The 24215-nt window shown below is 63.1% G+C and carries 29 protein-coding genes and 1 pseudogene; 10 read left to right on the top strand and 20 right to left on the bottom strand.

Annotated elements, in window-relative coordinates; all coding sequences use genetic code 11:
• Positions 1-232: 232 nt before the first annotated feature.
• From DMX12_RS15635 to ribBA, 5 genes and pseudogenes are all read right to left on the bottom strand, one after another.
• Positions 233-1381 (bottom strand): annotated as a pseudogene (locus DMX12_RS15635) (ABC transporter ATP-binding protein).
• Positions 1382-1398: 17 nt separating this feature from the next.
• Positions 1399-2205, bottom strand: a complete 807-nt coding sequence (locus DMX12_RS15630; RefSeq protein ID WP_009686434.1) for an ABC transporter permease — start codon at positions 2203-2205, stop codon at positions 1399-1401.
• Between the two features lie 6 nt (positions 2206-2211).
• Positions 2212-3129 carry an ABC transporter permease gene (locus tag DMX12_RS15625; protein WP_177411269.1) on the bottom strand — a complete coding sequence of 306 codons (918 nt, stop codon included), beginning with the start codon at positions 3127-3129 and terminating at the stop codon, positions 2212-2214.
• The gene (locus DMX12_RS15620; protein ID WP_009686436.1) at positions 3126-4151 is read right to left on the bottom strand and encodes an ABC transporter substrate-binding protein; all 1026 of its coding nucleotides are present in this window, start codon (positions 4149-4151) and stop codon (positions 3126-3128) included. The genes DMX12_RS15625 and DMX12_RS15620 overlap by 4 nt, the downstream gene beginning before the upstream one ends.
• Positions 4152-4416: 265 nt before the next feature.
• Positions 4417-5538 carry a bifunctional 3,4-dihydroxy-2-butanone-4-phosphate synthase/GTP cyclohydrolase II gene (ribBA, locus tag DMX12_RS15615; RefSeq protein WP_029887298.1) on the bottom strand — a complete coding sequence of 374 codons (1122 nt, stop codon included), beginning with the start codon at positions 5536-5538 and terminating at the stop codon, positions 4417-4419.
• A 77-nt stretch (positions 5539-5615) separates the two neighbouring features.
• Between ribBA and DMX12_RS15610 the strand changes: the two genes are divergently transcribed.
• Complete coding sequence (locus tag DMX12_RS15610) at positions 5616-5909, top strand: DUF1330 domain-containing protein (RefSeq protein ID WP_110678535.1); 294 nt, start codon at positions 5616-5618, stop codon at positions 5907-5909.
• A gap of 64 nt (positions 5910-5973) precedes the next feature.
• Here the strand turns inward: DMX12_RS15610 and DMX12_RS15605 are convergent, their stop codons facing one another.
• On the bottom strand, positions 5974-7209 hold the full coding sequence (locus DMX12_RS15605; RefSeq protein ID WP_174824171.1) for a hypothetical protein: 1236 nt from the start codon (positions 7207-7209) through the stop codon (positions 5974-5976).
• A 321-nt stretch (positions 7210-7530) separates the two neighbouring features.
• Positions 7531-8550, bottom strand: a complete 1020-nt coding sequence (locus tag DMX12_RS15600) for an alpha/beta hydrolase (protein ID WP_029887295.1) — start codon at positions 8548-8550, stop codon at positions 7531-7533.
• A 146-nt stretch (positions 8551-8696) separates the two neighbouring features.
• Here DMX12_RS15600 and DMX12_RS15595 point away from each other — a divergent pair, with 146 nt between their 5' ends.
• The 6 genes from DMX12_RS15595 (at position 8697) to DMX12_RS15570 (ending at position 12767) form a co-directional block, all read left to right on the top strand.
• Complete coding sequence (locus DMX12_RS15595) at positions 8697-9581, top strand: LysR family transcriptional regulator (RefSeq protein ID WP_047149663.1); 885 nt, start codon at positions 8697-8699, stop codon at positions 9579-9581.
• Positions 9582-9647: 66 nt separating this feature from the next.
• A complete protein-coding gene (locus DMX12_RS15590; protein WP_033691107.1) occupies positions 9648-10049 on the top strand; it encodes a hypothetical protein in 402 nt (133 codons plus the stop codon).
• A 92-nt stretch (positions 10050-10141) separates the two neighbouring features.
• Positions 10142-10363 (top strand): MbtH family protein, encoded by a 222-nt coding sequence (locus DMX12_RS15585; RefSeq protein WP_110678531.1) that lies wholly within the window; start codon positions 10142-10144, stop codon positions 10361-10363.
• Positions 10360-11079, top strand: coding sequence for a thioesterase II family protein (locus DMX12_RS15580; protein WP_110678529.1), 720 nt, complete (start codon positions 10360-10362; stop codon positions 11077-11079). The genes DMX12_RS15585 and DMX12_RS15580 overlap by 4 nt, the downstream gene beginning before the upstream one ends.
• 57 nt (positions 11080-11136) lie before the next feature.
• The gene (locus DMX12_RS15575) at positions 11137-11688 is read left to right on the top strand and encodes a hydrolase (RefSeq protein WP_110678527.1); all 552 of its coding nucleotides are present in this window, start codon (positions 11137-11139) and stop codon (positions 11686-11688) included.
• Between the two features lie 23 nt (positions 11689-11711).
• Positions 11712-12767: a DUF1615 domain-containing protein gene (locus DMX12_RS15570; RefSeq protein ID WP_282961915.1), complete on the top strand. Its 1056-nt coding sequence runs from the start codon at positions 11712-11714 to the stop codon at positions 12765-12767.
• 100 nt (positions 12768-12867) lie between these two features.
• Here the strand turns inward: DMX12_RS15570 and DMX12_RS15565 are convergent, their stop codons facing one another.
• From DMX12_RS15565 to DMX12_RS15530, 8 genes are read right to left on the bottom strand one after another with little or no spacing between them, the layout of a single operon-like run.
• Entirely contained in the window at positions 12868-13731 is an 864-nt protein-coding gene (locus tag DMX12_RS15565; protein WP_110678525.1) for a metal ABC transporter solute-binding protein, Zn/Mn family, read from the bottom strand.
• Positions 13728-14627: a metal ABC transporter permease gene (locus tag DMX12_RS15560; protein ID WP_110678523.1), complete on the bottom strand. Its 900-nt coding sequence runs from the start codon at positions 14625-14627 to the stop codon at positions 13728-13730. Before DMX12_RS15560 ends, DMX12_RS15565 begins: the two co-directional genes overlap by 4 nt.
• The gene (locus DMX12_RS15555; RefSeq protein ID WP_054905050.1) at positions 14627-15373 is read right to left on the bottom strand and encodes a metal ABC transporter ATP-binding protein; all 747 of its coding nucleotides are present in this window, start codon (positions 15371-15373) and stop codon (positions 14627-14629) included. Before DMX12_RS15555 ends, DMX12_RS15560 begins: the two co-directional genes overlap by 1 nt.
• Positions 15370-16272 (bottom strand): metal ABC transporter substrate-binding protein, encoded by a 903-nt coding sequence (locus tag DMX12_RS15550; protein WP_110678520.1) that lies wholly within the window; start codon positions 16270-16272, stop codon positions 15370-15372. Before DMX12_RS15550 ends, DMX12_RS15555 begins: the two co-directional genes overlap by 4 nt.
• A gap of 16 nt (positions 16273-16288) precedes the next feature.
• Complete coding sequence (locus DMX12_RS15545) at positions 16289-16858, bottom strand: DUF6162 family protein (RefSeq protein WP_110678518.1); 570 nt, start codon at positions 16856-16858, stop codon at positions 16289-16291.
• Positions 16855-17175, bottom strand: a complete 321-nt coding sequence (locus tag DMX12_RS15540) for a hypothetical protein (protein ID WP_054911725.1) — start codon at positions 17173-17175, stop codon at positions 16855-16857. Before DMX12_RS15540 ends, DMX12_RS15545 begins: the two co-directional genes overlap by 4 nt.
• The gene (locus tag DMX12_RS15535) at positions 17172-17711 is read right to left on the bottom strand and encodes a hypothetical protein (protein WP_054911726.1); all 540 of its coding nucleotides are present in this window, start codon (positions 17709-17711) and stop codon (positions 17172-17174) included. Before DMX12_RS15535 ends, DMX12_RS15540 begins: the two co-directional genes overlap by 4 nt.
• On the bottom strand, positions 17708-18901 hold the full coding sequence (locus DMX12_RS15530) for a PepSY domain-containing protein (protein ID WP_110678516.1): 1194 nt from the start codon (positions 18899-18901) through the stop codon (positions 17708-17710). The genes DMX12_RS15535 and DMX12_RS15530 overlap by 4 nt, the downstream gene beginning before the upstream one ends.
• A 277-nt stretch (positions 18902-19178) precedes the next feature.
• Here DMX12_RS15530 and DMX12_RS15525 point away from each other — a divergent pair, with 277 nt between their 5' ends.
• A complete protein-coding gene (locus DMX12_RS15525) occupies positions 19179-19625 on the top strand; it encodes a hypothetical protein (RefSeq protein WP_110678514.1) in 447 nt (148 codons plus the stop codon).
• Between the two features lie 30 nt (positions 19626-19655).
• Here DMX12_RS15525 and pbpG read toward each other — a convergent pair whose 3' ends face one another.
• Positions 19656-20582 (bottom strand): D-alanyl-D-alanine endopeptidase, encoded by a 927-nt coding sequence (gene pbpG / locus DMX12_RS15520; RefSeq protein ID WP_029887028.1) that lies wholly within the window; start codon positions 20580-20582, stop codon positions 19656-19658.
• Positions 20583-20863: 281 nt separating this feature from the next.
• Positions 20864-21538 carry a polysaccharide lyase family 7 protein gene (locus tag DMX12_RS15515; protein WP_110678512.1) on the bottom strand — a complete coding sequence of 225 codons (675 nt, stop codon included), beginning with the start codon at positions 21536-21538 and terminating at the stop codon, positions 20864-20866.
• Positions 21539-21765: 227 nt separating this feature from the next.
• Here DMX12_RS15515 and DMX12_RS15510 point away from each other — a divergent pair, with 227 nt between their 5' ends.
• Entirely contained in the window at positions 21766-22086 is a 321-nt protein-coding gene (locus DMX12_RS15510; RefSeq protein WP_177411268.1) for a DUF1654 domain-containing protein, read from the top strand.
• 38 nt (positions 22087-22124) lie between these two features.
• Here DMX12_RS15510 and DMX12_RS15505 read toward each other — a convergent pair whose 3' ends face one another.
• Positions 22125-22949 (bottom strand): S24 family peptidase, encoded by an 825-nt coding sequence (locus DMX12_RS15505; RefSeq protein WP_054905059.1) that lies wholly within the window; start codon positions 22947-22949, stop codon positions 22125-22127.
• 159 nt (positions 22950-23108) lie between these two features.
• Here DMX12_RS15505 and DMX12_RS15500 point away from each other — a divergent pair, with 159 nt between their 5' ends.
• A complete protein-coding gene (locus tag DMX12_RS15500) occupies positions 23109-23420 on the top strand; it encodes a chemotaxis protein (protein ID WP_110678509.1) in 312 nt (103 codons plus the stop codon).
• Between the two features lie 97 nt (positions 23421-23517).
• On the opposite strand, the gene DMX12_RS15495 is transcribed toward DMX12_RS15500, so the two are convergent.
• Together DMX12_RS15495 and DMX12_RS15490 are read right to left on the bottom strand one after the other, a co-directional pair.
• Complete coding sequence (locus tag DMX12_RS15495; protein ID WP_110678507.1) at positions 23518-23700, bottom strand: hypothetical protein; 183 nt, start codon at positions 23698-23700, stop codon at positions 23518-23520.
• Positions 23701-23794: 94 nt separating this feature from the next.
• On the bottom strand, positions 23795-24142 hold the full coding sequence (locus DMX12_RS15490) for a hypothetical protein (protein ID WP_110678505.1): 348 nt from the start codon (positions 24140-24142) through the stop codon (positions 23795-23797).
• Positions 24143-24215 lie beyond the last annotated feature (73 nt).

Here is a 24215-nt window from a genome sequence, read left to right as displayed (position 1 = left end):
CCTTCAGGAGCGATCGGCCTCCCCGGAAGTGCTTCTTCAGCCTGACGAGAATAACTTCTCCCGCCAGGCCAGTCACAACATACAAGGAGCGAGCGCAGCTCGCGATGCGCCGCGCGGGCGGCGCTCGCTCTAACAGGCGCTGCATACCTTGTGGCAAACACATGTCAGCCCTGATGCGATCCCTGTGGGAGCCGGCTTGCCGGCGATGGGCCGCAAGGCGGCCCTGGCGGTCTCAATGCGCGCCGGCCGATTTGCTCAGGTCGCTCTCGGCCCATTCGGTGTAGATGCAGGCATCTGCCACTGCCCAGCGCACCTTCACGCTGTCCCCTGGCTGCATCGGCATACCCGCTGCAGACAGTGCCTTGACCGTCAGTTCGGTACCACCAGCAGTGACCACATGGCAGGTTTGGCTTTCCCCCAGGAACAGTACCTCGCCAACCTTGGCGCTGACCTCGTTCCAGCCTGCCGGCAGCGGCTGGCGCGCGGCTTGTTCGGCAGTCAGGGCCAGGGCTTTTTCCGGGCGGACCATGATCAGCGCATCCTACGAGGCTGCCAGCCCCGGGGTCAGGCGGATGGCCACCGGCTGGCCTTCGAAGCTGGCTGCGCCGTTGCTGCTGGCCTTGATCCGCAGGAAGTTGGAGTTGCCCAGGAACGACGCCACAAACGCATTCGGCGGGTTCTGGTACAGGTCGTAGCCGGTGCCCAGGCCAACGATCTTGCCGTGGCTGAAAATGGCAATGCGCTGCGACAGGCGCATGGCCTCTTCCTGGTCGTGGGTCACGTAGACAATGGTGATGCCGAGGCGGCGGTGCAGTTGACGCAGCTCGTCCTGCAGGTCTTCTCGCAGCTTCTTGTCCAAGGCCCCGAGCGGCTCGTCCATCAGCAGAATGCGTGGCTCGTACACCAACGCGCGGGCAATCGCCACACGTTGCTGCTGGCCGCCGGACATCTGCGCCGGCTTGCGGTGGGCGAACTGTTCCAGTTGCACCAGCTTGAGCATGGCATCGACGCGCTTGCTGGTTTCGCCCGCATTGAGTTTGCGAATGGCCAGCGGAAAGGCGATGTTGTCGCGCACGTTCAGGTGCGGGAACAACGAGTAACGCTGGAACACCATGCCGATATCACGCTTGTGCGGCGGCACGTTGACCAGCGACTGGCCGTCGACCAGGATCTCGCCGCTGCTCGGCGTTTCGAAACCGGCCAGCATCGACAGGGTGGTGGACTTGCCCGAGCCGCTGGAGCCGAGGAAGGTCAGAAACTCGCCGTCCTGGATCTCCAGGTCGAGGTTGTCCACGGCGGTGAAGTCGCCGTAGTGCTTGTTCAGGCCACGCAGGCTGACCAAGGTTTTGCCGTGCGCGTTGTCTTTGATCACTGCACTCATTGTTGTTATCTCCGCGCTCAGGCGTTTTCGGTGCGCCGGCGCAAGGCGGCGGCAATGAACATGACCAGCAGCGAAAGGCCGATCAGCAAGGTCGAGGCCACGGCGATCACCGGGCTCAGGTCCTGGCGCAGGGTGGTCCACATCTTCACTGGCAAGGTCTGCAGGTCGGGGCTGGCCATCATCACGCTCAGTACCACTTCATCCCAGGACACCAGGAAGGCGAACAGGCCCCCGGCAATCATCCCCGGGCGAATGGCCGGGAAGGTGACCTTGAAGATTGCCTGCAGGCGCGACGCGCCGCAGATCACGGCGGCATCCTCGATCGACTGGTCGAACAGCTTCAGCGAGTTGATGATCGAAATGATGGTGAAGGGCAGGGCAACGATCACATGGCTGACCACGAACGCGAACAGCGTGCCGGTATAGCCCAGCTTGAGGAACAGCGCGTACACCGCCACCGCAATGATCACCAGCGGCACGATCATTGGCATGGTGAACAGCCCGTACAGCAGTTCACGGCCCGGGAAGCGGCCACGCACCAGGGCGAACGCGCTGGGTAACCCCAGCAGCACCGCTGCAACGGTGGTCAGCACGGCCACCTTGAAGCTGGCCAGTGCAGCCTCCATCCACTCAGGGTTGGAAAAGAACTGGCCGTACCACTTGAGCGTCCAGCCGGGCGGCGGGAAGACCAGCCACTGCGACGACCCGAACGACAGCAACACGATGAACACTACCGGCAGCAGCAGGAAGGCTGCGATCACCCCGGTGGTCAGGTACAGGCCTGTGCGCAGCGGGCGGCCCATGGCATTGGGGGAAAGGAGCATGGCGGTTTACCTCGGGTTGCCAACCGGGGACTCCGGCTGCAGCTTCAGGTACAGGTAGAAGAGCACCAGGGTGATCAACACCAGCAGTGCGGCGGCGGCGCTGGCCAGGCCCCAGTTGAGGAACGACTGCACCTGCTGGATGATGAATTCCGGCAGCATCATGTTCTGCGCCCCGCCCAGCAGTGCCGGGGTGACGTAGTAACCGAGCGACATCACGAACACCATCAGCGCCCCGGAAAACAGCCCCGAGCGGCACAGTGGCAGGAACACCTTCCAGAAGTTGGTCCACGGGCTGGCGCCACAGATCGAGCCTGCCTGCAGCACCATCGGGTCGATGGCGTGCATGGTCGCCTGCAGCGGCAGCACGATGAACGGGATCATGATGTAGCTCATGCCGATCACTACACCGGTCAGGTTATGCACCATCTCCAGCGGGGCATCGATGATGCCCATGGCCATCAACGCCTTGTTGATTACCCCCGAACTCTGCAGCAGCACCAGCCACGAGTAGGTGCGTGCCAGCAGGCTGGTCCACATCGACAGCAGCACGATGTTCAGCAGCCAGCGGCCCCAGCCTTTGGGCACCAGGGTGATGGCCCACGCCAGCGGGAACCCCAGCAGCACGCTGATCAGGGTGACCACACCGGCCACCGAGAAGGTGTTGAACAGCACCCGTGCGTAAGCCGAGTTGGCGAACAGCTGCTCGTAGTTGCCCAGCCCGGGCGTTGGCTCCAGTACCCCGCGCAGCAACAGGCCGATCAGCGGCGCGAAGAAGAACAGACCCAGGAACAGCAAGGCCGGCAGCAGGTTGCGGCTGCCTTTCCAGCGCTGGCTCAGGCCCACGCGGCGCGGTACGGTGCCCGGAGCGCCGGCTCCCGTGGGGGCAACTTGCGCGTTATGCAGGGCGTTGATGGCGACTTTCATTTGACCAACCACTCATTCCAGCGCGCGGCGATGGCCTGGCCGTTCTTGGCCCAGTAGGCGAAGTCGAGGGTGACCTGGTCCTGGGCATGGGCGGTAGGCAGGTTGGGTGCAAGGTCCTTGTCCAGCTTGGCCACGCTGTCGACGTTGACCGGCGCGTAGGCGGTCTTGTTGGCGAACTCGGCCTGGCCTTCGGCGCTGCTGGCGTTGGCCAGGAACTTCATGGCCGCGTCCTTGTTCTTGGCGCCCTTGGGGATGACCAGGAAATCGGCCATGACCAGGTTCTGCTTCCAGCTCACACCCACCGGGGCACCGTCTTGCTGCAGGGCGTAGACGCGACCGTTCCAGAACTGGCCCAGCGCAGCTTCACCAGAGGCCAGCAATTGCTGCGACTGAGCGCCACCGCCCCACCAGACGATATCCTTCTTGATGGTGTCGAGCTTTTTGAAGGCGCGGTCCAGGTCCAGGGGGTAGAGCTTGTCGGGGGCTACACCGTCGGCCAGCAGGGCCAGTTCCAGCACGCCTGGGCTGGGCCATTTGTACAAGGCGCGTTTGCCAGGGTAGGTCTTGGTGTCGAACAGCGCGGCCCAGTCGACTGGCTTGTTGGCACCGAGCTTGCCTTCGTTGTAACCGAGCACGAAGGAGAAGAAGAACGAGCCGACACCGTGGTCGGACACAAAGCGTGGGTCGATCTTGTCGCGCTTGATCTGGGTGAAATCGAGGGGTTCGAGCAAGCCTTCGCTGGCGGCGCGCAGGGCAAAGTCGGCTTCCACGTCGACCACGTCCCATTGCACGTTACCGCTCTCGACCATGGCCTTGAGCTTGCCATAGTCGGTCGGGCCGTCCTGGACTACCTTGATGTCGGTCGCTTTGGTGAAAGGAACGGCCCACGCTTCTTTCTGGGCGTCCTGGGTGGTCCCGCCCCAGCTGACGAAGTTGAGGCTGTCGGCGGCTTGGGCGGCCTGACATGCCAGGGTCAGCAGGCTGGCAGACAGCACTGCGGTTACACGTTTGCTCAACAGCATGGTTACGCCCTCGTTGCTTTTGTTATTCGAGGCTGGGCTTGTGGTGCGCCCGCCAATAGTGTTCGGGGAGCAGCTAAAACAAAGTGTCGATGGCCATCTGGCGTTGTGGATGCCGGCCAGCAGATTTAAGGTCTACGGGATATCATATTATGGTATTCCAAACTTTTGGCAAGAGGTACGAGGCGACCGGCCATCACTCTGTCCTCTGCATGCTTGCGCGAACCCCTGTAGGCGCGACGCAAGGCCGCGCCTACAAGGCACTGCGTCAGCCCACCAGGCCTGGCTCAAAGGGAATGCTCTGCACCACCTCCAGCTCATAACCCGCCAGCCCCGCATATTTCAGCGGCGGCCCCAGGTGGCGCAGCTTGCCCACCCCCAGGTCCTGCAGAATTTGTGCTCCGGTGCCCACTTCCGAGTACACCTTGGACTGCCCGCGCTGGTAAGGCCGCACCGGTTGGGTCAGCTGTGGTACCCGCTCCAGCAATGCCTGCGAGGATTCATGGTTGGCCAGGACCACCACCACGCCGCTGCCTTCCTCGGCCACCTTCTGCAGTGCCGCCCACAGGGTCCAGTTGGCGGGGCCGGCGTACTCGGCACCAACCAGGTCGCGCAGGGGGTCGATCACATGCACCCTGACCAGGGTTGGCTGCTCGCGGCGGATGTCGCCCATTACCATGGCCATGTGCACGCCACCTTCGATACGGTCTTCATAGGTAACCAGGCGGAAGGTGCCATGCACGGTCGGCAGTTCACGTTCGCCGATGCGCTTGATGGTCTGCTCGGTGCTCAGGCGGTAGTGGATCAGGTCGGCGATGGTACCGATCTTGATGCCATGCCGTGCAGCGAACACCTCTAGGTCCGGGCGACGCGCCATGGTGCCGTCGTCGTTGAGCACTTCGACGATCACCGAGGCCGGGCTGAAGCCGGCCAGGCGCGCAAGGTCGCAACCCGCTTCGGTGTGGCCGGCGCGGGTCAGCACGCCGCCTTCGCGGGCACGCAGGGGGAATATATGGCCGGGTTGGACCAGGTCTTCGGGGCGGGCCGTGGGGGCCATGGCGGCGGCCACGGTACGTGCCCGGTCGGCGGCAGAGATGCCCGTAGTGACGCCCGTGGCAGCTTCGATCGACACGGTGAACGCGGTGCTGAACACACTGCCGTTGGCCGGTACCATCTGCTCCAGCCCCAGGCGTTGGCAGTGATCGTCGGTCAGGGTCAGGCAGATCAGGCCCCGCGCTTCGCGGGCCATGAAGTTGATGGCCTGGGCGTCGCAACGCTCGGCGGCGATCAGCAGGTCGCCTTCGTTTTCGCGGTCCTCGTCATCCACCAGCAGGACCATCTTGCCTTGCCGGTAGTCCTCGAGAAGTTCCTCGATGGTGTTGAAAGCCATGTTGCACGCTCGCTGTGGTGGTGTCATTTTTATGGTATACCATCATACACAAGTATCGGCTAATCAGGAGAAGGCGCATGAAGGCCTATTGGATCGCCCATGTGGACGTGACCGACCCGGAGCAGTACCAGCAATACACCCAACGCGCCCCGGCTGCCTTCCAGGCGTTCGGTGGCCGCTTTCTGGCCCGTGGCGGGCGCAGCGAGGCGCTGGAAGGGCGGCCCACACCTCAGCGTAGCGTGGTGATCGAATTCGATTCCTACGCGCAGGCGGTGGCGTGTTACCGGTCTGAGCTGTACCAGGAGGCGTGCAGCCATCGCCAAGGGGTAGCGAAGGCCGACGTGATCATCGTTGAAGGGGTGGGGCCGTGAGTGTTGGTTGATGCCCCTGACGCCGGCGAGCCGGCGATAGGGCCACTACTGGCAAAACAGAAGCTCAAGGCGCTTGCGTAACGTGCACGTTGTCGATGACCATGCGCGGATTTTCGCCGTCTTCAACCATGTGAAGGTGCAGGATTTCAGGGCCGTTCACCGTTAGCTCATCGGACCCATAATGCATACCTTCACGGTCACTGAGCCGTTTGTGGTTGTCCGTGAAGGTGAGATCTCTGGTACATAGATCACTGCACCCCCAGTCGTAACTTACGCGGCGGGTACCTGTGCCAGGCAGCAGAATTTCGGTTGAACCGTCGAACGTAAGATGTTTTGCCTTTATGGCGCTTCCATCGCCGCTGTGCGAATCGTCGCTGACCCCACCCGTGCCATGTAGTTTGAATGTCGTCTGGTCAACCTTGAATTCCTTGCGGTCACCGACCTGCTCGGACTCGAAATCGACCTCCGAAGTCACGATGGGGCGACCTACCGCTTGGTCTTGCTCATCGTAGGTTAGCTGCATAACCTGATCCTTCGCCGTGGGCAGCTTGATTCGGATTACAGGCACCGCCTGGCCATACGCTGCGTGATACCGGAACTGGTCGAACTGCGCCAGCAAGCCAGCCTGCGTCTGACCCTCGACATAGAAAAATGCAACAACAGGCAAGTTGGCGCCCACGCCGACTTGCCAGGCTGGAAGCAAAATCTCGTTGTAGCCCATCCACGCATCGGCGCTCAAACCTGCCCTGACTTTTATCGGCATCTCGAACCACCGGGCCCTCATGTTCGCGGGTGCTTCGCGAAGGTCCCACCCGCAGACTCTTGATTTTCTGATGTCATCTTCGCTGTACGTTGCCAACCACGCTTCGGCATCCTTCACGCCGACCTTCTGGCACGCATCCGTGGTGCTCTCAAACCCATCATGCGGGCCGCACCCCTGCGCGGTTTCGCGGTTGTCCGTGCCACCATCGATGGGGAAGGTGCACAGTACTTCGAGCTCGCGCAGCTTGCCGTGCGGGATGGCCTGCAGCGGCGGGAACAAATAACCATTGAAGCGTTCCGCCGCCCTGCCGAAGTTGGTGTCACGGCGCACCCAGGAAAACGCTATGGCGCCTTTATCCAAGTGCTTGCGGCTCGGGTCCCAAGGTAGCGATTCTGGGCTGAAACCGGTGGCACGCATTTCAAAACCGCTGCACAGGTAGCTGGGTTTGTCAGGCCCACCACAGTCTTCGGTGACCGAGTCGTACCAGACTTTCAGTTGCGTAACCGCCTGTTCACCCCGCTTGTTCAATTCGATCAACTGCTGTGACTTGGCTGTTGCGCTTGTGAGTGCCTGAGTCTGCGCGGGCGGACGGGCAGGCAGCACAGGGGACGTGTGCGACACGCAACCGATCAAACTTGCCTGGGTTAGAAGCGACAGGGCTATTCGTGTCCACATTGGCGAGCACCTTTTTCTGAGTGGAGTAGCACAGCCGCACGCATAGCTATCGTGGGCTTTGGTGCAATTTGCGCACAGGAAAAAAGTGGCGGCTACTGGCAGTTTTATCAGCATTCGGGCCAAGCCCAGGTGACCGAGCGCCAACATCTCGATTGGGCCTGGGCAGGTCTTCCGGGCATGGGCTCAGTTCAGGTGCGCTTTGAGTTCGGCGCCAGCCTGGCGCATTGCCGCCTTGACCGCCGGTACCTGGCTCAGCGGGTTGAGCAGCCCATAGTCATGGATCATGCCGTTGTAGCGCACCGAGGTCACCGGCACGCCGGCGGCATTCAGCTTGCGGGCATAGGCCTCACCTTCATCACGCAGCACGTCGAACTCGGCTGTTTGCACCAGCGCTGGCGGCAAGCCTTGCAACTGTTCGGTGGTAGCTCGCAGCGGCGCGGCGTAGATCTGTTCCCGCGCCTTGGCATCCGTGGTGTAGTTGTCCCAGAACCACTTCATCATGCCGGTGGTCAGGAAGTGCCCTTCGGCAAACTGTTTGTACGAAGCGGTTTCGAAGCTGGCGTCCGTCACCGGCCACAGCAACAGCTGGAAGCGCAGGGCCGGGGTGCCAGCTTCTTTGGCCTTCAGCGCCACGACCGCCGCCATGTTGCCACCGACGCTGTTGCCAGCCACGCCCAGCCGCTTGCCATCCACGCCGATCTGCTGGCCGTGCTCGGCCACCCAGCGGGTCGCGGCATAGGCCTGGTTGATCGCGGTCGGGTAGTGCGCCTCCGGCGACGGGGTGTAGTCGACATACACCGCCACTGCCCCAGAGCCAACCACCAGGTCACGGATCAGCCGCTGGTGGGTCGGGAAGTCGCCGAGCACCCAGCCACCGCCGTGGAAGAACATGAATACCGGCAACGCCCCTTTGACATTGGCCGGGCGAACCACCTGTAGCTTGATCGACTGGCCGTCGGCCTCGATGGTGCGTTCCTTCACCTCGATCCCGGAGAGGTCAACCTTGACCGAGGCCTGGGCGCCGGTCAGCACCGCGCGGGCATCTTTCGGGCTGAGTTGCTCCAGTGGCTTGCCGCCGCCTTGCTCCAGGGCTTCGAGGAAGGCCTGGGTGCGTTGCTCCACGCCGGGGCTCCCCGCTGCGAACGCGCTGGAAACGGACAGCGCCAGAAGCGAGGCGGTGAGTGTTTTGTGGACAATATTCATGGGCGAATCCTTTTCTGTGCAAGTGTCGGGGGTGGGCGTCTTGCCTGGCCTGCTGGGCCATCGCTGCGACCTGTGCGTAGATTAGGCAGGTGCGCTCGTGGGAAAAAGCCGCTATAAAGCGTTTTACTGTCACCAAGAGCGAGACAATGAACCCCTACGAAGACATGCGAATCTTTGCCCAGGTGATGGAGGCCGGCAGTTTCACCGCCGCCGCCGACCGCCTGGGGATGTCCAAGCAATCGGTGAGCCGGCGCCTGATGCAACTCGAAGCGCGCCTGGGCGTGCGCCTGCTCAACCGCTCCACCCGGCGCCTGGACGCCACGCCGCTGGGCCAGCAGTACTACCAGTCGGCCATGCGCCTGCTCGGTGAAGTGCAGCAGGTGGAGCACGACATCAGCGGCCAGGCCCAGGCCTTGCGCGGCACCTTGCGCCTGAGCGCGCCATTGTCGTTCGCCATGGCGCACCTGGGCTGTTTGCTGACCGAGTTCCTGCAGTTGCATGCGCAGGTGGATGTGGAGGTGGACCTCAGTGATCGGGCGGTGGACCTGATCGGCGAAGGCTATGACCTGGCGTTGCGGATTGGCGCGCTGGAGGACTCCAGCCTGATCGCCCGGCGCATCGCCGATGTGCAGCGGGTGTACTGCGCGAGCCCGGCCTACCTGGCGGCGCGCGGTGTGCCGGCCAGGCCGGAGGACCTGGCCGGGCATGACTGCCTGCCGTATGGGCATTCGCGGCAGGTGCAGTGGCAGTTTCGGCAGGCTGGCAAGGCCCAGGCGATTCAGGTGGCCGGGCGCATGCGCGCGAACAATGGTGAAATCCTAAGGGACGCGGCGATTGCCGGCATGGGTGTGACTTACCTGCCGACCTTCATCGTAGGCCAAGCGCTGGCCGATGGGCGCCTGGTCACGGTGCTGGATGACTGGCGGCCGCCAGCTTTGCAGCTGTCGGCAGTGTACCCGCAGCACCGGCAGGTGGCGCGGCCGGTGCAAGGGTTCGTGAACTTCCTGCGTGAGCGCTTGCTGCAGTTGTAAAGCCAGGGCACGGGCGACAAAAGACCGCTTCTACAAGCACCCGCAAAAACTGGCTATGCTTGGCCCATGACCAGCTCTCCACCGTTGCGCCAGCCTTGCCCCCCTGGCGCCTGCATTTGTGGCCGCGAACAACTGGCCGACCACCCGCAGACCGCCCAGCGCATCCTCCTGCTGACCCGCCAGGAAGAAAAGCGCCTGCTCGAGCGCCTGGAAAACCTGAAAGACCTTGAAGACCTGCAGCGCCTGCAACAACGCCTGTTCGACAATCTCGGCATTCGCGTGCACATCGCCCCGGGCTTCAATGAAGTGCGGACCATGCGCGGCATCGTCATCGAACTGGATAACCAGCCCGGGCTGTGCCGCAAGACCCGGCAGGCGATCCCGGCGGCGATCCGCCGCGGGCTGGAACGCAATCCCGAGGTTGCGTTCCGCCTGCTCGATACCCACGACCTGCTGCGCGATGCATGAGATGAAGTTAATTTTCCGCCGGCTTGCTACGTCTACTTGAAAGCCTCCTGCGCCAAGCGCGCAGCGGTACTCATCATTCAAGGAGACAGGCAATGACTTCTGTATTCGACCGCGAAGATATCCAGTTCCAGGTAGTGGTCAACCACGAAGAGCAATACTCGATCTGGCCCGACTACAAAGCCATCCCCAACGGCTGGCGTGCAGTGGGCAAAAGTGGCCTGAAAAAGGACTGCCTGGCGTACATCGACGAGGTGTGGACCGACATGCGCCCCCTCAGCCTGCGCCAGAAAATGGCCGAAGCCGCCGCCCAGTGACCGCACTGAACCTGCTGTGCCTGCCTTACTCGGGCGCCAGCGCCATGGTCTACAGCCGCTGGCGGCGCAAGCTGCCGTCGTGGGTGCAGGTACGCCCGGTGGAGCTGCCCGGGCGCGGCGCACGCATGGCCGAGCCGCTGCACACCGACATGCAGGCGCTGGCCCGGCAACTGGCCAGCGAGCAGCACCTGGCCGCCAATGCACCCTATGCGTTGCTGGGCCACAGCCTGGGTGCCTTGCTGGCCTTCGAGCTGGCGCATGAGCTGCAAGCGCTGGGCTGCCCGGCGCCGCTGGCGTTGTTTGCCTGCGGCACGGCGGCCCCGACCCGGCGCGAAGATTACGATGGCAGGCACTGGCGCGAGCCAAAAACCGACGCCGAGCTGATCAGCGAGCTGCGTGAGCTGCAAGGTACGCCCGAGGAAGTGCTGGCCAATGCCGAGTTGATGAGCCTGACCTTGCCGACACTGCGCGCCGATTTCCTGCTGTGCGGCACCTACGCCTACCGTCAGCGGCCGGCCCTGAGCTGCCCGCTGCATGTGCTGGCCGGCACTGATGACCGGGCCAATGACGAGCAACTACGGGCCTGGGGCAAAGAAACCCACGGCGAGTTTTCGCTGCAGATGTTCCCCGGCGGGCACTTCTTCATCCACGAGCATGAAGACCGTGTGCTCGACGCCCTCACTGCCTTGCTGCAACCGTTGCGCCTGTCCGCCTGATTGACGTCACCGCTTGCCTGGGGGAGGCTAGGCCTTTTCCCAGACAAGGGGCAGAGCATGCTGATCGATCCACACAAGGCCACGCTGCTGGTCGTCGACATCCAGGAAAAGCTCATCGGCGCCATGAGCGACGCCGAAGGCACCCGGGCGCGGGCCCGCTGGCTGCTGGCGGCGACCGCCGAGCTGGAGCTGCCGGTGGTGATTTCCGAACAGTACCCCAAGGGTCTGGGCCACACCCTGGCCGAGTTGCTGGCGTCGGCACCGGCCGCCCAGGTGGTGGAGAAAAGCCATTTTTCCTGCGTTGCCGCCCAATGCTTGCCCGACAGCCTGATGGCCCGTGAACAGGTGATCGTGTGTGGCATGGAAACCCATGTCTGCGTGCTGCAGACCGTGCTCGGCCTGCTGGCGCTGGGCAAGCAGGTGTTCGTGGTCGAAGATGCCTGTGACAGCCGCACGGCGGCCAGCAAGGCGGCGGGCCTGGCGCGCATGCGCGAAGCCGGTGCGCAGGTAGTGACCCGGGAAATGGTGCTGTTCGAACTGATGGGGAGTGCGGCGCATCCGTTGTTCCGCCACATCAGCAAGACCTACCTGGTCGGTGAACAGCCCTGAACGGCTGGTTATGGGCGGCAGGCATGATGGCCCTTGTACTGCTGCAAGGTTGCGCTGGGCGCCGCGAAGAATTGCCCGCAGCGGACCCGGCCGAGGTTCGCGCCCAACTGCTGCGGTTGCTGCCCACGCAAGCCCGCGACCGCGAGGGCTGGGCCAAGGACATCCAGGTGGCCTTCGAGGCCCAGCGCATCACCCCCAGCAAGAGCAACCTGTGTGCGGTGTTGGCGGTCACCGAGCAGGAGTCGACCTTCACGGCCGACCCACAGGTGCCCAACCTGGGGCGTATCGCCCGAGAAGAAATCGACCGCCGCGCCGCGCGCCTGCACATCCCCAGGCTGCTGATCGATGGTGCGTTGAAAACGCCGTCTGGCAACGGCCAAAGCTACCAGCAGCGGCTACAGGCAGTGCGCAGCGAGAAACAGTTGAGCGAATTGTACGACGAGGTCATTGCCCGGCTCCCGTTGGGCAGGACCTTGCTTGGCGGGCTGAACCCGGTGCATACCGGCGGGCCGATGCAGGTCAGCATCGACTTTGCCGAACAGCATGCGCAGGGGTACCCCTACAGCCATGACGGCAGCATTCGCCAGGAGGTGTTCACCCGGCGCGGTGGCATGTACTTCGGTATCGCCCACTTGTTGGGTTACCCAGCCAGCTACGAACGCCCGCTCTACCGCTTCGCCGATTTCAATGCCGGCTGGTACGCCAGCCGCAATGCGGCGTTTCAAGCGGCGCTGAGCAAGGTCACGGGTGTGCGCCTGGCGCTGGACGGCGACCTGATCGCACCGGGGTCGATCATGCCGGGCGCGACCGAAACGGCGGCGCGCAAAGTGGGCGGGAAGCTGGGGCTGCGCAACCCGCAGATTCGCCGCCAACTGGAGGACGGCGACAGCCTGGCGTTCGAGGACAGCAAGCTGTACGCCGGGGTATTTGCCCTGGCCGACGCCGCCGCTGGCAAGCCGCTACCGCGAGCGGTGCTGCCGGGAATCGAACTGAAGAGCCCGAAGATTACCCGCAAGCTGACCACGGCGTGGTTTGCAGGGCGGGTGGACGAGCGTTATCAACGGTGCATGAAGCGCTAGCGCCCAGGTGCACTGTCAATGTCGCCCCTGCCGAGGCAGGCGCGGCCTTGCAGCGCGAAAGGGCCGCATAGCGGCCCCAGGATTTGCGACGGACTGTTGATCAGCTTTCGCCAAGTGCCCCGACGACTTGTTCGACACTGGCCTTCAACCCGGCAAACGCATCATCCGGGTCGCTGTCCACCACCACCAGTTTCGCGCCGGCCGCCTGGATCGCTGCGGCCAGCGCCGGCTCCGGTTGGCGATGGTCCAGCACCAACGCCACATCCTGTGCCTTCAGGTTGGCCTCCAGCGCCTTCAGCGCGGCAGCATCCCACGCCGTTGGCAGCGGCTGCTGCACCACATCCAGGTTCAGGCCGCTGGCCAGGTAACCCAACCGCGGCGACAGGCTGACCACTGTGAGATTGTCGACCTTGGCCAACTGCGTCTGGCTGCTGGCGGCAAGTTCCAACAGCTGGCGCTTGAGGGCGGCCAGGTTGCCCTGGATTTTCGTTCTTTCGCTCGGCGCAAGGCGTTCCAGGTCGTTGGCCACGACGTCGGCCATGCGCCCCAGATTGGTCGGGTTCAGCCACGGGTAGGCGTTGTAGGCATCGTCGCCACTCACCGCGATACCTGGCAAGGCGCCGTCCACCGGTCGTGCGGCATCGATCTCGACAATGCGGATATTGCTGCGCCGGGCCATCGGGTACAGCGGGTCGTCGCGCCAGATCGAACGTACGCCGATCACCGCATCGGCCTGTTGCGCAGCCTTGTCCAGGCTGGCGCCACCACGGCCGCTGAAGTACGACGGCTGGCGACTGGCCGGCAGGTTGGCCGGGGCTGCGCGCTTGAGTTGTACGCCGGTCCCCTCGAGCAGGGCGCTGGCCAGGCTGTGGGTGATCGGCAAGGTGGTCAGCACCTGCGTGGCGAAAGACAGCGACGGCAGGCTGGCCAGGGCCAGTGCCAGGGTCAGGTGTTTCAGGTTCATGCCGGGTTTCCTTGCAGGCGGGGAACGAGGGCGCGGGCGAGCGCAGCGAGGGCGAAGCAGAGACCGGCAACCAGGATGATCGCGGCACCCGACGGCACCGGCAGGTCGAACACGATCGGTAGCAGGATGCCGAACAACGTGCTGATGGTGGCGATGAGCACCGAGAGGAAGAAAAAGCCCTTCAGTGACTGGCTGACCAGGCGCGCGGCGGCAGCCGGGATCACCAGCAACGCACCGACCAGAATGGCCCCGATCACCTTCACTGCAGCCACGGTGACCAGGGTCACCAGCACCACGAACAGGTAGTCCAGTGTTTTCACCGCCACGCCGCGTACAGCAGCCAACTGCGGGTTGAAGCTGGCCAGCATGATGCGGTTGTACAGCGGCAGCGCCAAGGCCAGCACCAGTACGGCGACGATGCCCAGTACCACCAGGTCCTGCCCGCTCACGGTCAGCACCGAACCGAACAGCACGTTCTCGAGGATGTGCACATTGATCTTGCCCGCCAGCATCAGCAGCAGGCTGGCGCCCAGCGCCAGCGACACCGAGAGGAATACGCCGATCAGTGTGTCCGGTGACAACCCGGTGCGGTTACGCAGGAAGTTCAGCAGGATGCCGAACAGCAGGCAGTAACCGAACAGGCTGCCATAAGGCCCGGTGTAGGGCTCGCCCAGCAGGATGCCGATAGCCACGCCGGTCAGTGCGGCATGGCCGACCGCTTCGGAAAAGAATGCAAAGCGCTTGACCACCACCAGGGTGCCCAGGCCACCCAGCACCGGGCCAATCATCAGGCCGGCGAGCAAGGCATTGACCACGAAGCCATAGGCCAGCGCCTCGGGCAGGTAGCCGGCAGTGGCCCAGTCCTGGACCGTTTGGCGAAAGGTTTCGAAACTCATCAGGCAATGCTCTCGCTACGCGGGTGGACGGAAAACAGGCCCAGCAGGCGCTCCGGCGTCAGGGCCTGGGCTGGCGGGGCGTCGAACAGTACCTGGCGGCTCAGCCCGGTAACCCGGTCGGCCAGGCGCAGCACCGCTTCCAGGTCGTGTTCGATCCACAACACAGTGGTCCCCGCCTGGCGCCAGGCCAGCAGCAGTTGTTCGAACACCTGAATGCCGGCTTCATCGAGCGCCGACATCGGCTCGTCCAGCACCAGCAGTTGTGGTTCGGGGATGAGCCCCTGGGCCAGCAGCACCCGCTGGCGCTCACCGCCCGACAAGGCCCCCATGCGCCGCTTGCGCTTTTCCAGCATGCCAACCCGCGCCAACGCAGCATCGATGGCAGGCTGCACCCTGCGCGACAAACCCAGGAAGGCCGGGCGCCGCTGGCACATGGCGGCCATGAAATCATCCACGGTCATTGGCAGCCCGCGGTCGAACTCCAGCGCCTGCGGGACGTAGCCGATCACCTCGCCTTGCCCTGGCCAGTGCAGGGTCAGTTCACCATGGTGGGGCATTTGCCCGAGCAGGGTCTTGATCAGCGAACTCTTGCCGCCGCCGTTGGGGCCGACGATGGCGTGCACGCTGCCCGGGGCAACGGTGAAGCTGACCTGTTCGAGGATACGGGTGCGGCCCAGGGTCAGGTCGATATCGGCAAAGGTGATGCGCGGCCCGCAGGCCGTTGCCAGGTTGGCAGCGGCGGTCATGCGCGGTTCTCCTGAATGGCGCGGACCACGGTGTCGAGGTTGCGCTTCATTTCCACTTCGTACTTGTCCTTGGTGTATTCGCCATAGGAAATGTGGGTAAGGGGGTAAAGGCGCACACCAGACTCACGCTGGATGGTTTCGACATAGGCTGAGGGGAAGTCCATTTCCGAGAAGATCACCCTCACGTCCAGTGCCTTGAGCTGGTCGATGGTCTTCTTCAGCTGCGCCGGGCTCGGCTCGATACCATGGGCGGGTTCGACCACGGCGGTCACTTCCAGGCCGAAGTCGCGGACCAGGTAGTCGTAGGCAGCGTGGATGGTGGCCACGCGGAAGGTAGCGCTGGGGGCCTCGGTGACCTTGGCCAGTGCCTGGGCACGCAAGCCACGCAGGCGTTTGGCGTAGGCCCGGGCGTTCTGCGTGTAGAACCGGGCATTGTCCGGGTCGAGCCTGCCCAGCTCGCGGGCAATGTTGTTGACCTGGGCAATGGTCGTGCTGATCGACAGGAAAGTGTGCGGGTTGACCACCTTGCCGGCACCGCGTGCGGCAATGCCGGTAGCTGCCAGCAGCGGTACGTTCTGGTTGGCCTCGATCGTGGCGATATCAGGTTTTTCACTGGCAGCGATCATGCGGTCGGCAAAGTCGTCATGGCCAACGCCATTGAGCACCACCACGTCCAGGGTGCCGATGCGCTTGATGTCTTCGGCCCGGGGCTCGTAGGCGTGCGGGTTGAAGCCCGCCGGAATCAGCGGCACCACCTCGGCCTTGTCGCCAACGATGTTGCTCACGTAGCTGTAGTAGGGGTGCAAGGTGATGCCGATACGCAGCGGCTTGCCGTTATCGGCCAGAGCCATTGCCGGCAGGGCCAGGGCCAGGAGCAGGGCGAGGGCGGAGCGAAACATGGGCGAGTCCTTCGGTTCAGTGGCGGTGTTCGCGGGTAACCCCGGCGTCGTAGTGGCTGACCACCTGTTGCCAGCCAGCGGCGATCAGTGCCGCCTGGCCGAGGTCATCCGGGATGATTGCGGCGCTGTCGCGGCGCAACCAGATATCGGCCTGGCCGGTGCTGTCGGGTGGCAGGATCAGCAGCAGGCTGCCGGCAATTTCGGGTGCCTGGCTGCGGCCCAGGTAGGCGCCAGCCTCCAGCCAGGTCCATTGGTGGCTGCCCCGGCTCTGGCTGCCGGCGTCGACCACGAATGGTGGCAGGCCTTCATCGGCCAGGGCCTGTACCCCAGGTGCAGCGGCGTTTTCTTCACGCAGCAACTGGATCTCGTCGAATGCCACCCGCAGGTCGGTGTAGAGGCCTTGCTCGGCCGCAGTGAGGTCGCGGCGGGCGTCGATCTGGTGGCTGGCGATGGCCTGTTCGTCCTCGCGCTCGCCGCGCAGCGACACCACGCCAGCCGCCAACGCCACTATCAGCAAGCTGGCCAACAGCACGTACAGGGTTTCGTGCCCGGCCCCGGCCGGGCGAATCACGTGAGCGCGGCTCATGGCTGGGCGATGTCGGCGTAGTCGACTTCCACCACGTGCCCGGGGCCGGCGTCGAACAGTACGTAGAATTCGCCGTCCGGGCGCTTGAAGGTCAGGGTCGAATCGTCGCCAAGCTTGCCGCCGACCAGCACTTGCTCGTCATAGCCGATCACATCCAGGGTTACCCCGGGGGCGCCACTGCCGTCCGAGAAACCACCGGTGCACTTGACTTGGCCGCTGGCCAGTTCTTCGCATTCGCACATGGGGTTGTGGGCCAATGCCGGGCTTGCGGCCAGTGCCAGCAAGGGCAGGGCGAGGGTGCGCAGCAGGTAGTTCATTTCTTGCCTCCTTTGTTCTCGAGCCAGGCCACGGTGGCTGGCGATGCCTTGGCCAGCGGGACAGACGCCTGGTGCATGCTGCCGTCCCAGCCTTCCACGGTGATCCAGATCTGGGCGTCGGGTTTGGTGCGCGGAGGGACCGGCAGGTTGGTGGCCATGGCGTAGGGCGCGCCGAAGAAAATCGTGCCCGCCGCCCGCAGGCTGCGCGGTTTGCCGATGCGCAGGTAAACGGCCTTCACGTCGTTGAGGCACGCCTTGCACAGCGCTGCCCTGAATACTTTGAAGTCGCCTGCCGGGCCGTCTCTGCGGGGCGCTTCGTCACGCAGTTCCGCCAGGTCCAGGGTGTAGGGGCCGGCCTGGATGCCGGTGATCACATTCGCCCCCAGCCCTGCCTCGCCGCGGAACAGCTTGGCGTCGCTGAAATACTTGGGCATGAAACCCAGGGGGATCAGGATCAGCAGGATGTTCAAATGGAAGCGCCACTTCAACCACCACTGTTTAAGCGGGCTGACGGGCACGGCCTGGGTGGGGCTCATCGTTGCATCTCCAGCGAGGTCCGGGTGGGCACAGTGCGGGGGGCGCGTTCGCTGCGCTTCAGCGCGGCAGCGGTGGCTTGTGCGGTACGTTTGGTCCAGATCAGCAAGCCGCTGAACACCATCAGGGTGAGCACCAGGCCGAAGAAGAACCAGATCAGCTTGATCGGCAGGCCGCCGAAGTCACCGGTGTGCAGGGGGCGCATGGACTCGGTGACGAACTCCAGGGCGGAGCGGTCGCCCAGCAGGAACTGGCTGTCCACCTTGCGCGTGTAGGGGTTGACCTCGGCGCTTTGGAACATCAGTGGATACCAACCCCGCCCGCCCATGGAAATATGGCTGTAAGCGGTGGCAGGCAACGCAATGAAGTTGATTTCCAGCCCTGGAATCGCCAGGCCAGCGATGCGTGCCGCTTCATCGAGGTCGATCCGTGGGGCTGGGCTGCCATCGGCGGTCTGGGGCACTTCGTCGCGAGCGATGACCGGCACGATCGGCTCGCTGGAAATGCTGATGTGGTTGTCGAACAGAATTGCCTGGATCAGGAACCAGGTACCGGTGATGGAAATGACCGCGATGAACCAGATCGACCAGACACCGGCCAGGCGGTGCAGGTCGCCCCAGAAGATGCGCGAACCGTGCCCTGTACGTACCGGTTTGAAGAAGCCTTTCCAGAACTTCTTGTACACCACCAGCCCGGTTACCAGTGAAGCGAGCATGGGCAGACCGAGGATCGACACCAGGTACCAGCCCCAGCTGAACCCGTTGGTGAAGGGCACCAGCCACCAGCCGTGCAGGGCGCGGGTGAAGGCTTCGAAGTTGAAGTCAGGGGATTTGCCCTGAATCGCACCGGTGTAGGGATTGACGTAAAGGGTCGGGGTGGTGCCGTCCGGGAAGGTCACATTGGCCGTGAGGGCGAAGTGTGAGCCGTCGGGCTGGATGATGGACTGCACGACCATATCCGGCTCTGCGTTGTGCAGGGCGTTCAGCACCTGCTGGAAGCTGAGGCGTTCGGCGTCGGTGTCCGGCTTGCTGGCACGTACATCCGGGTTGGCCAGCCAGACGATTTCCTGGCTGACCACCGCGAGCATGCCCGTGAAGCAGACGATCAATACAAAGAACCAGATCGGCAAGGCAAGCCAGCTGTGCACCAGGAACCACAGCCTGGATTTGGATTTTTTCAAGGGTTTGGCCATCAGACGGTCTTCTGCAATGGGTGGTCGAGCGTGCGCCCAACCAAAGAGGGCTGTACTGATAAGGACGAATGAGAATCGAAATCCTGCCGATTAAAATGAAAGCAAATGTTTCAAGCGATAAAGCCGACCTGCGCGGAGGGCGGCAGGTCGGCCAGGGGGGGGCTCATGATGAGGTGTAACGAAACAGCCGGCAGGGAATTTAATTGGGCTAAAGCGCGGCGCGAAGTGGCCGATAGGATGGTTAGCGCAAAGACCGATCTTTCAGAAAGGGACCGACATGGCCGTCATCACAGCTGGCAACCTCATGATCAATGGCGTCTCGGCGCAGGCGCGCAGCGCCAATGCCGCCGCTGAACGCGACCAGGCCAAGCAGGCCGGCGAAGCGGTGGGCCCGCTGCAAATCAGCAGCGACAGCCTGAAGGTATCCGCGGGTAGCCAGGCACAGGCAACGGATACAGCGGGCAGTGGCGGGTCGGAGGCGGTAAGCGCCCTGCAACAGTTGATCAAGGACTTGCAGAAGCAACTGGCCGAGCAGCAGAAGCAGCTTGCCGCGTTGCAGAACAGCAAGATGGATGAGACATCCAAGGCGGCTGCGGTCGGTGCCAAACAGGCAAGCATCGCCACCCTCAACGGTCAGATCATGGCCGCTACCGCGCAATTGCTGGCGCTGCTGCAGCAAGAGGGTGGCAGCAGCTCCGGCTCAATGGTCAGCGCCACGGCCTGACGGCGCCATGGCCTGTAAGTTCGGGCCAGCTTACTCGGCCGCTACTCGCCCTTTGCCCTGGCGATCTGCCTTGTACTGCATGGCCACCGCCGGCGCTGGCTTGGCTGCACCGGTTTCCAGCCATTGGCGCAGGCGGCTGGCATCGGCGAAATGGGTGTACTTGCCGAAGGCATCCAGGATGACCATCGCCACAGGGCGGTTATCCATTCGGGTCAACAGCACCAGGCAGTGCCCGGCTTCGTTGGTAAAACCGGTCTTGGTCAGCTTGATGTCCCAGTTGCTCTTGTTCACCAGGTGGTCGGTGTTACGGAAACCCAGGGTGTAATTGGGCTTGCGGAAGGCCACGGTCTTCTCGCGGGTGGTCGACAGCTCGCTCAGCATCGGGTATTTGCGCGAGGCCATCAGCAGCTTGGACAGGTCGCGCGCAGTCGACACGTTCTGCGTCGAAAGCCCGGTAGGTTCTACGTAGCGGGTATGGGCCATGCCCAGGCTGCGGGCTTTGGCGTTCATCGCCTTGATGAATGCCGGGTAGCCACCGGGGTAGGCATTGGCCAAGCTATTGGCTGCACGGTTTTCCGAAGACATCAAGGTAATCAGCAGGGTCTCGCGGCGATTCAGCTGGCTGCCGGGGCGTACCCGTGAATACACGCCCTTCATCTCCGGGTTGTTGGCGATGGTCATGGTGAGCATCTCATCCATGGGCAGCTTGGCGTCCAGCACCACCATCGCGGTCATCAGTTTGGTCACCGAAGCGATCGGTACCACGCGGTCAGCGTGGTTCGAGTACAGCTCCTGGTTGGTATTGAGGTCGATCAGCAGCGCGCTGCCCGAAGCCAGGTGCAGTTTGGAGGGGTCGCGTTGCACCTTGGCCGGGGGTTGTGCAGCAGCGGTCGACGGCAGCGTCGCGGTACCTGTGAGCAACAGCAGCAGGCTGAGAATGGACAGGGATGTTTTCACGTTGAGGCTCACTAAAGGTTGGTATGTCGTTGGCTGTGCAAGGGTTTTCCCCCAAAAACCGCTGCATTCTGGAGTATGGCTGAACGGCTGTCGAATGCCTTATATCTAAAGGGCGCAACGTGAACGAAATTTAATCCCGTACCCATTGTGTACCCTTCATGTGCTGTTCATGAAGTGCGCCGAACGGTGATAGGGGCAGGGGCAAACTGAGCGCTCAGTTCTGATCAGGTCCGGTACCGACCCGTGAACAGGAGGGCCGGCACGCAAAGGGCGTTGTCGCCTCAGCCATGTATCAACGTCAGGTCGCTGATAATGCAGATCGAGCCATCGTCGACCGGCGTTTGGTCGTTGTAGTCGACTTGGTTGTAAACGCCGCCGTGGAATTCGAACAGGCGCGAAGCCCAACTGCCGTCGAGTTGCAAACCACCTGAAGTACCGGTTGCTCCCTTGCAGGTTGCGGTGACCGTGACCAGGCCCTGTGCCGTGACGTGCAGGCTGATGCCGAACTGCGCGCCCAGCGGTACGCCCTTGAGCACCGTCGAATTCACTGGGTCAGCCTGGTCATAGGTTTGGCGAAAGCCCAAGGTGATATCGCCTTTCTTCCAGAACACCTTGACGGGCGGGCCGTCGTCGCCGCGCACGTGCATCTGGGCAATGACCACCTTCTGCGCTGCGTTGACCTTGGTCAACGTCATGCTTTGACGGCTCCAATGGTCCGCGGCACTGGCCAGCGTCCAGGAACGGGTCTCGGTCCATTCACAGCGGGTGCGGTGGGTACTCTTGCTCGACGCCCCTTTGGTCGGCGCAGAAAACTGGATCGAGCCGTCACTGAGTAACGTGACCACCTCTGGGAGGCGGGCAATGGCTTCGTCACCGTCAAGTTCCAGGGCAACGGGGTTGGTTGCGGATACTGCCACCGGGGTGGCGATCAACAGGTTGCTGATGTCTATGGCCATGGTAACTCCTCATGAACAGCCAGGTTTGAAGGGCAGACTGAATGCTGCCTGGTTGAGAAGTTAGCCAATGGCTAAATTAAATGTCAATAGCTTAAAGCTAAAAATTGCGCTGTGGGTGAAATTACCTGTTGGCGAAAATTTTCAGGGCTAGGCCTTTACGCTGGATTTGGCTGTGCGATAAGCTTTTGCCATGTACTGTACAAATATACATATATCAGGATGACAATATGCCTATGCAAACAGCGTCGACTACCCTTCAGCCCCCGGGAATGTCGGGTGTAGAGCGCCTGAGCCTGCGGGTATCGTCGATGATCAACCACCCTGTGGCCCAGACCCAGCGCTGGGTGCTGGTGCATCGCCTGCACAGCGATGGCGACGCGGAATGGGAAGAGGTGATGGGGCTGCTAATGGAAACACCCGAGTTGGACCTGACCTTCAACCCTGATGGCAGCGTGCTGGTGCGCTGGCAGCGCCACACCAGCCAGCAGTTTGACGAAGTGAGCGTCGAGCAGGGATGTGGGCCACTGGCGCCGGCTGCGCCGTTCTGAAATACCGGCGCCAGGCCGCTGCCGGGGCAGGTGGCGCCTTACACGAGGTGGGCATTCCACACCAGCAGGACCCTGGCCTGGATATAGGTTTCTTCGCGGCGAATCAGGCGGTCCTTGTGCCGTGAGTTGTCGGAAATCATCTCGAAATGATCGTCATCGGCAATCTGCAGGCGCTTGATGTAGATATGGTCACCCCACGCGAAAAAGTAGATCCCGTCGCCCACGAATTCGCGAATGCTTACATCGACGATCAGTGGGTCACGGTGCCTGATGGTGGGCTCCATCGACTGGCCCCAGCCAGTGACCATCTTCAGGTGGTGGTGCTCGCTGAATTCCACACCCAGTTCACGCAGGTGGCTGGGGCTGACCCGCACATCCTTGAACATTTCCGGGTAGTCATGGGGGATCTGGCCGCCGCCCATGGCTGCGCGCACATCATAGTGGGCAATCCATACTTCATCGCCCACCAGGCCGGGCCGGCCGTGGTCGGCCTGCAGCAATACGGTTTCCGCGGGCTCGGCAGCCGCGGCCAGCAGCCTCTGGCGGGTTTCTTCGGGGATGCCTTTGCCACTTTTTGCCAGCATCTGCTTGACCAGGTCGGCGGCGCACAGCGCGCCGTCGGCAGGCCCGCCCGAGGCCTGCGGGTGATCGCCGGGCGCCAGCGCGTCGAACCAGCCGCGTGGCAAGCCTTCGATACCCTCGATCCGCCGCGCCACGTCGTCGCCCAGGTTCTTGGCGGTCCTGTTGGAGAGAATCTGGCTCAGGTGCGCAGGCGCCATGCCCCAGCGCTCGGCGCAGGCGCCCTTTTTCTGGTCGGCTATCAGCTTGACCAGGTTCTGCTTGCGGATTTCATAGATGTCCATAAAGCGAAGCATGCCAGTGTTTAGCTCACTGCTAAATGTGCGCATGGCTAAATTTCTCTTGAGGTAAATTTACCCCTAGGCTAAATTAAACCTTCAGACAATAAAAGCCATGGCGATGCAATGCCGTGGATTGCCCATCTCGTCAGTAAAGAGGTTTACATGGACCCCACCGACCTCGGCCCAGGCACCCTCACGTGGCTGGGTGGTACAGGCACCGTGTTGCTCGGGGCCTTTCTATGGCTGCGCAAATGGCTGTCCAGAGATGCGGCAGACCGCGCGCTGGACAATGCAGACATTGCCGTGATTCGCCGCCTGACGGAGCTGCTCGATAGCGAGCGCGATGCCCGCCGTGAGGCGGAGGCCAAGGCTGACCAGTTCGCCAAGGAGCGCAATGAACTGGTGGTCACCGTCGGCCGCTTGCAAGGCAGGGTCGTAGCCCTGACCAGTCAACTGGCCCGGGCCAAGGCGTGAAACGACCGACGACCCGCAGCCACCATGGCCAGACAAAAAAAAGCCCGCCATTTCGGCGGGCACAAGGGCGTAGGGAGCAACGCACAACAAATTCGGGTCAGGCTGCCAAAGTGCCTGGTTGCAACAGTTCAGCCAATGCGCGGGCTTGGGCAAGGGTCGGCACCGGCCCACTCACAGCCTCGCCGTTGCGCACCAGGTACCAGCAGGCCAACAGGCCTTGTTCACGCAGTGAAACCGGTACAGCGCTGCCGACAACGGACATGATCTTGATAGTGGCCATGGGGACCTCCTGTGAAACATGGGCCTACCATACCCAGCCGCTACCAGGGTTTGAAATCAACGTTGTCGATAGTGGTCATTACTTCTATCAACCCTTACCAGCGTGGCGGGCCGTAATACACCCGTGGCGGGCCGTAGTAGGCCCGGTAGGCTGGCGGTGGCGGGGCCGGCGCATAATAAGGCTGGTAATAGACGGGCTGCGGCGGCGGCTGCACGTACACCGGTTGCGGCGGGTAGTACACCGGCTGGCGTTCCACGTACACCGTACGGTCGTGCCCGCCAGACACCGTAGCGCCAACCACCGCGCCAACCACGGCAGCGCCCAGTAGCGGGCCCGGTCCGTACCAACCGCCGCCATGGCCGTAACCACCGTGGGCAGCTGCAGGCCCGCTGATGGCCAAAGCGCCGACCAGCAGGGCGATTCCGGGAATGAGACGGTTCATATCAACCTCGCGAGTAAACCCCCAAAGTGGGGTGTCACTAATATGACTCCGGTATTTGTCAATTGCGCGCAGG

The organism is Pseudomonas sp. MB-090624 (assembly GCF_003205245.1).
GTDB classification, from domain to species: Bacteria; Pseudomonadota; Gammaproteobacteria; order Pseudomonadales; family Pseudomonadaceae; genus Aquipseudomonas; species Aquipseudomonas juntendi.
This window is presented reverse-complemented; position numbering and strand designations above follow the sequence as displayed.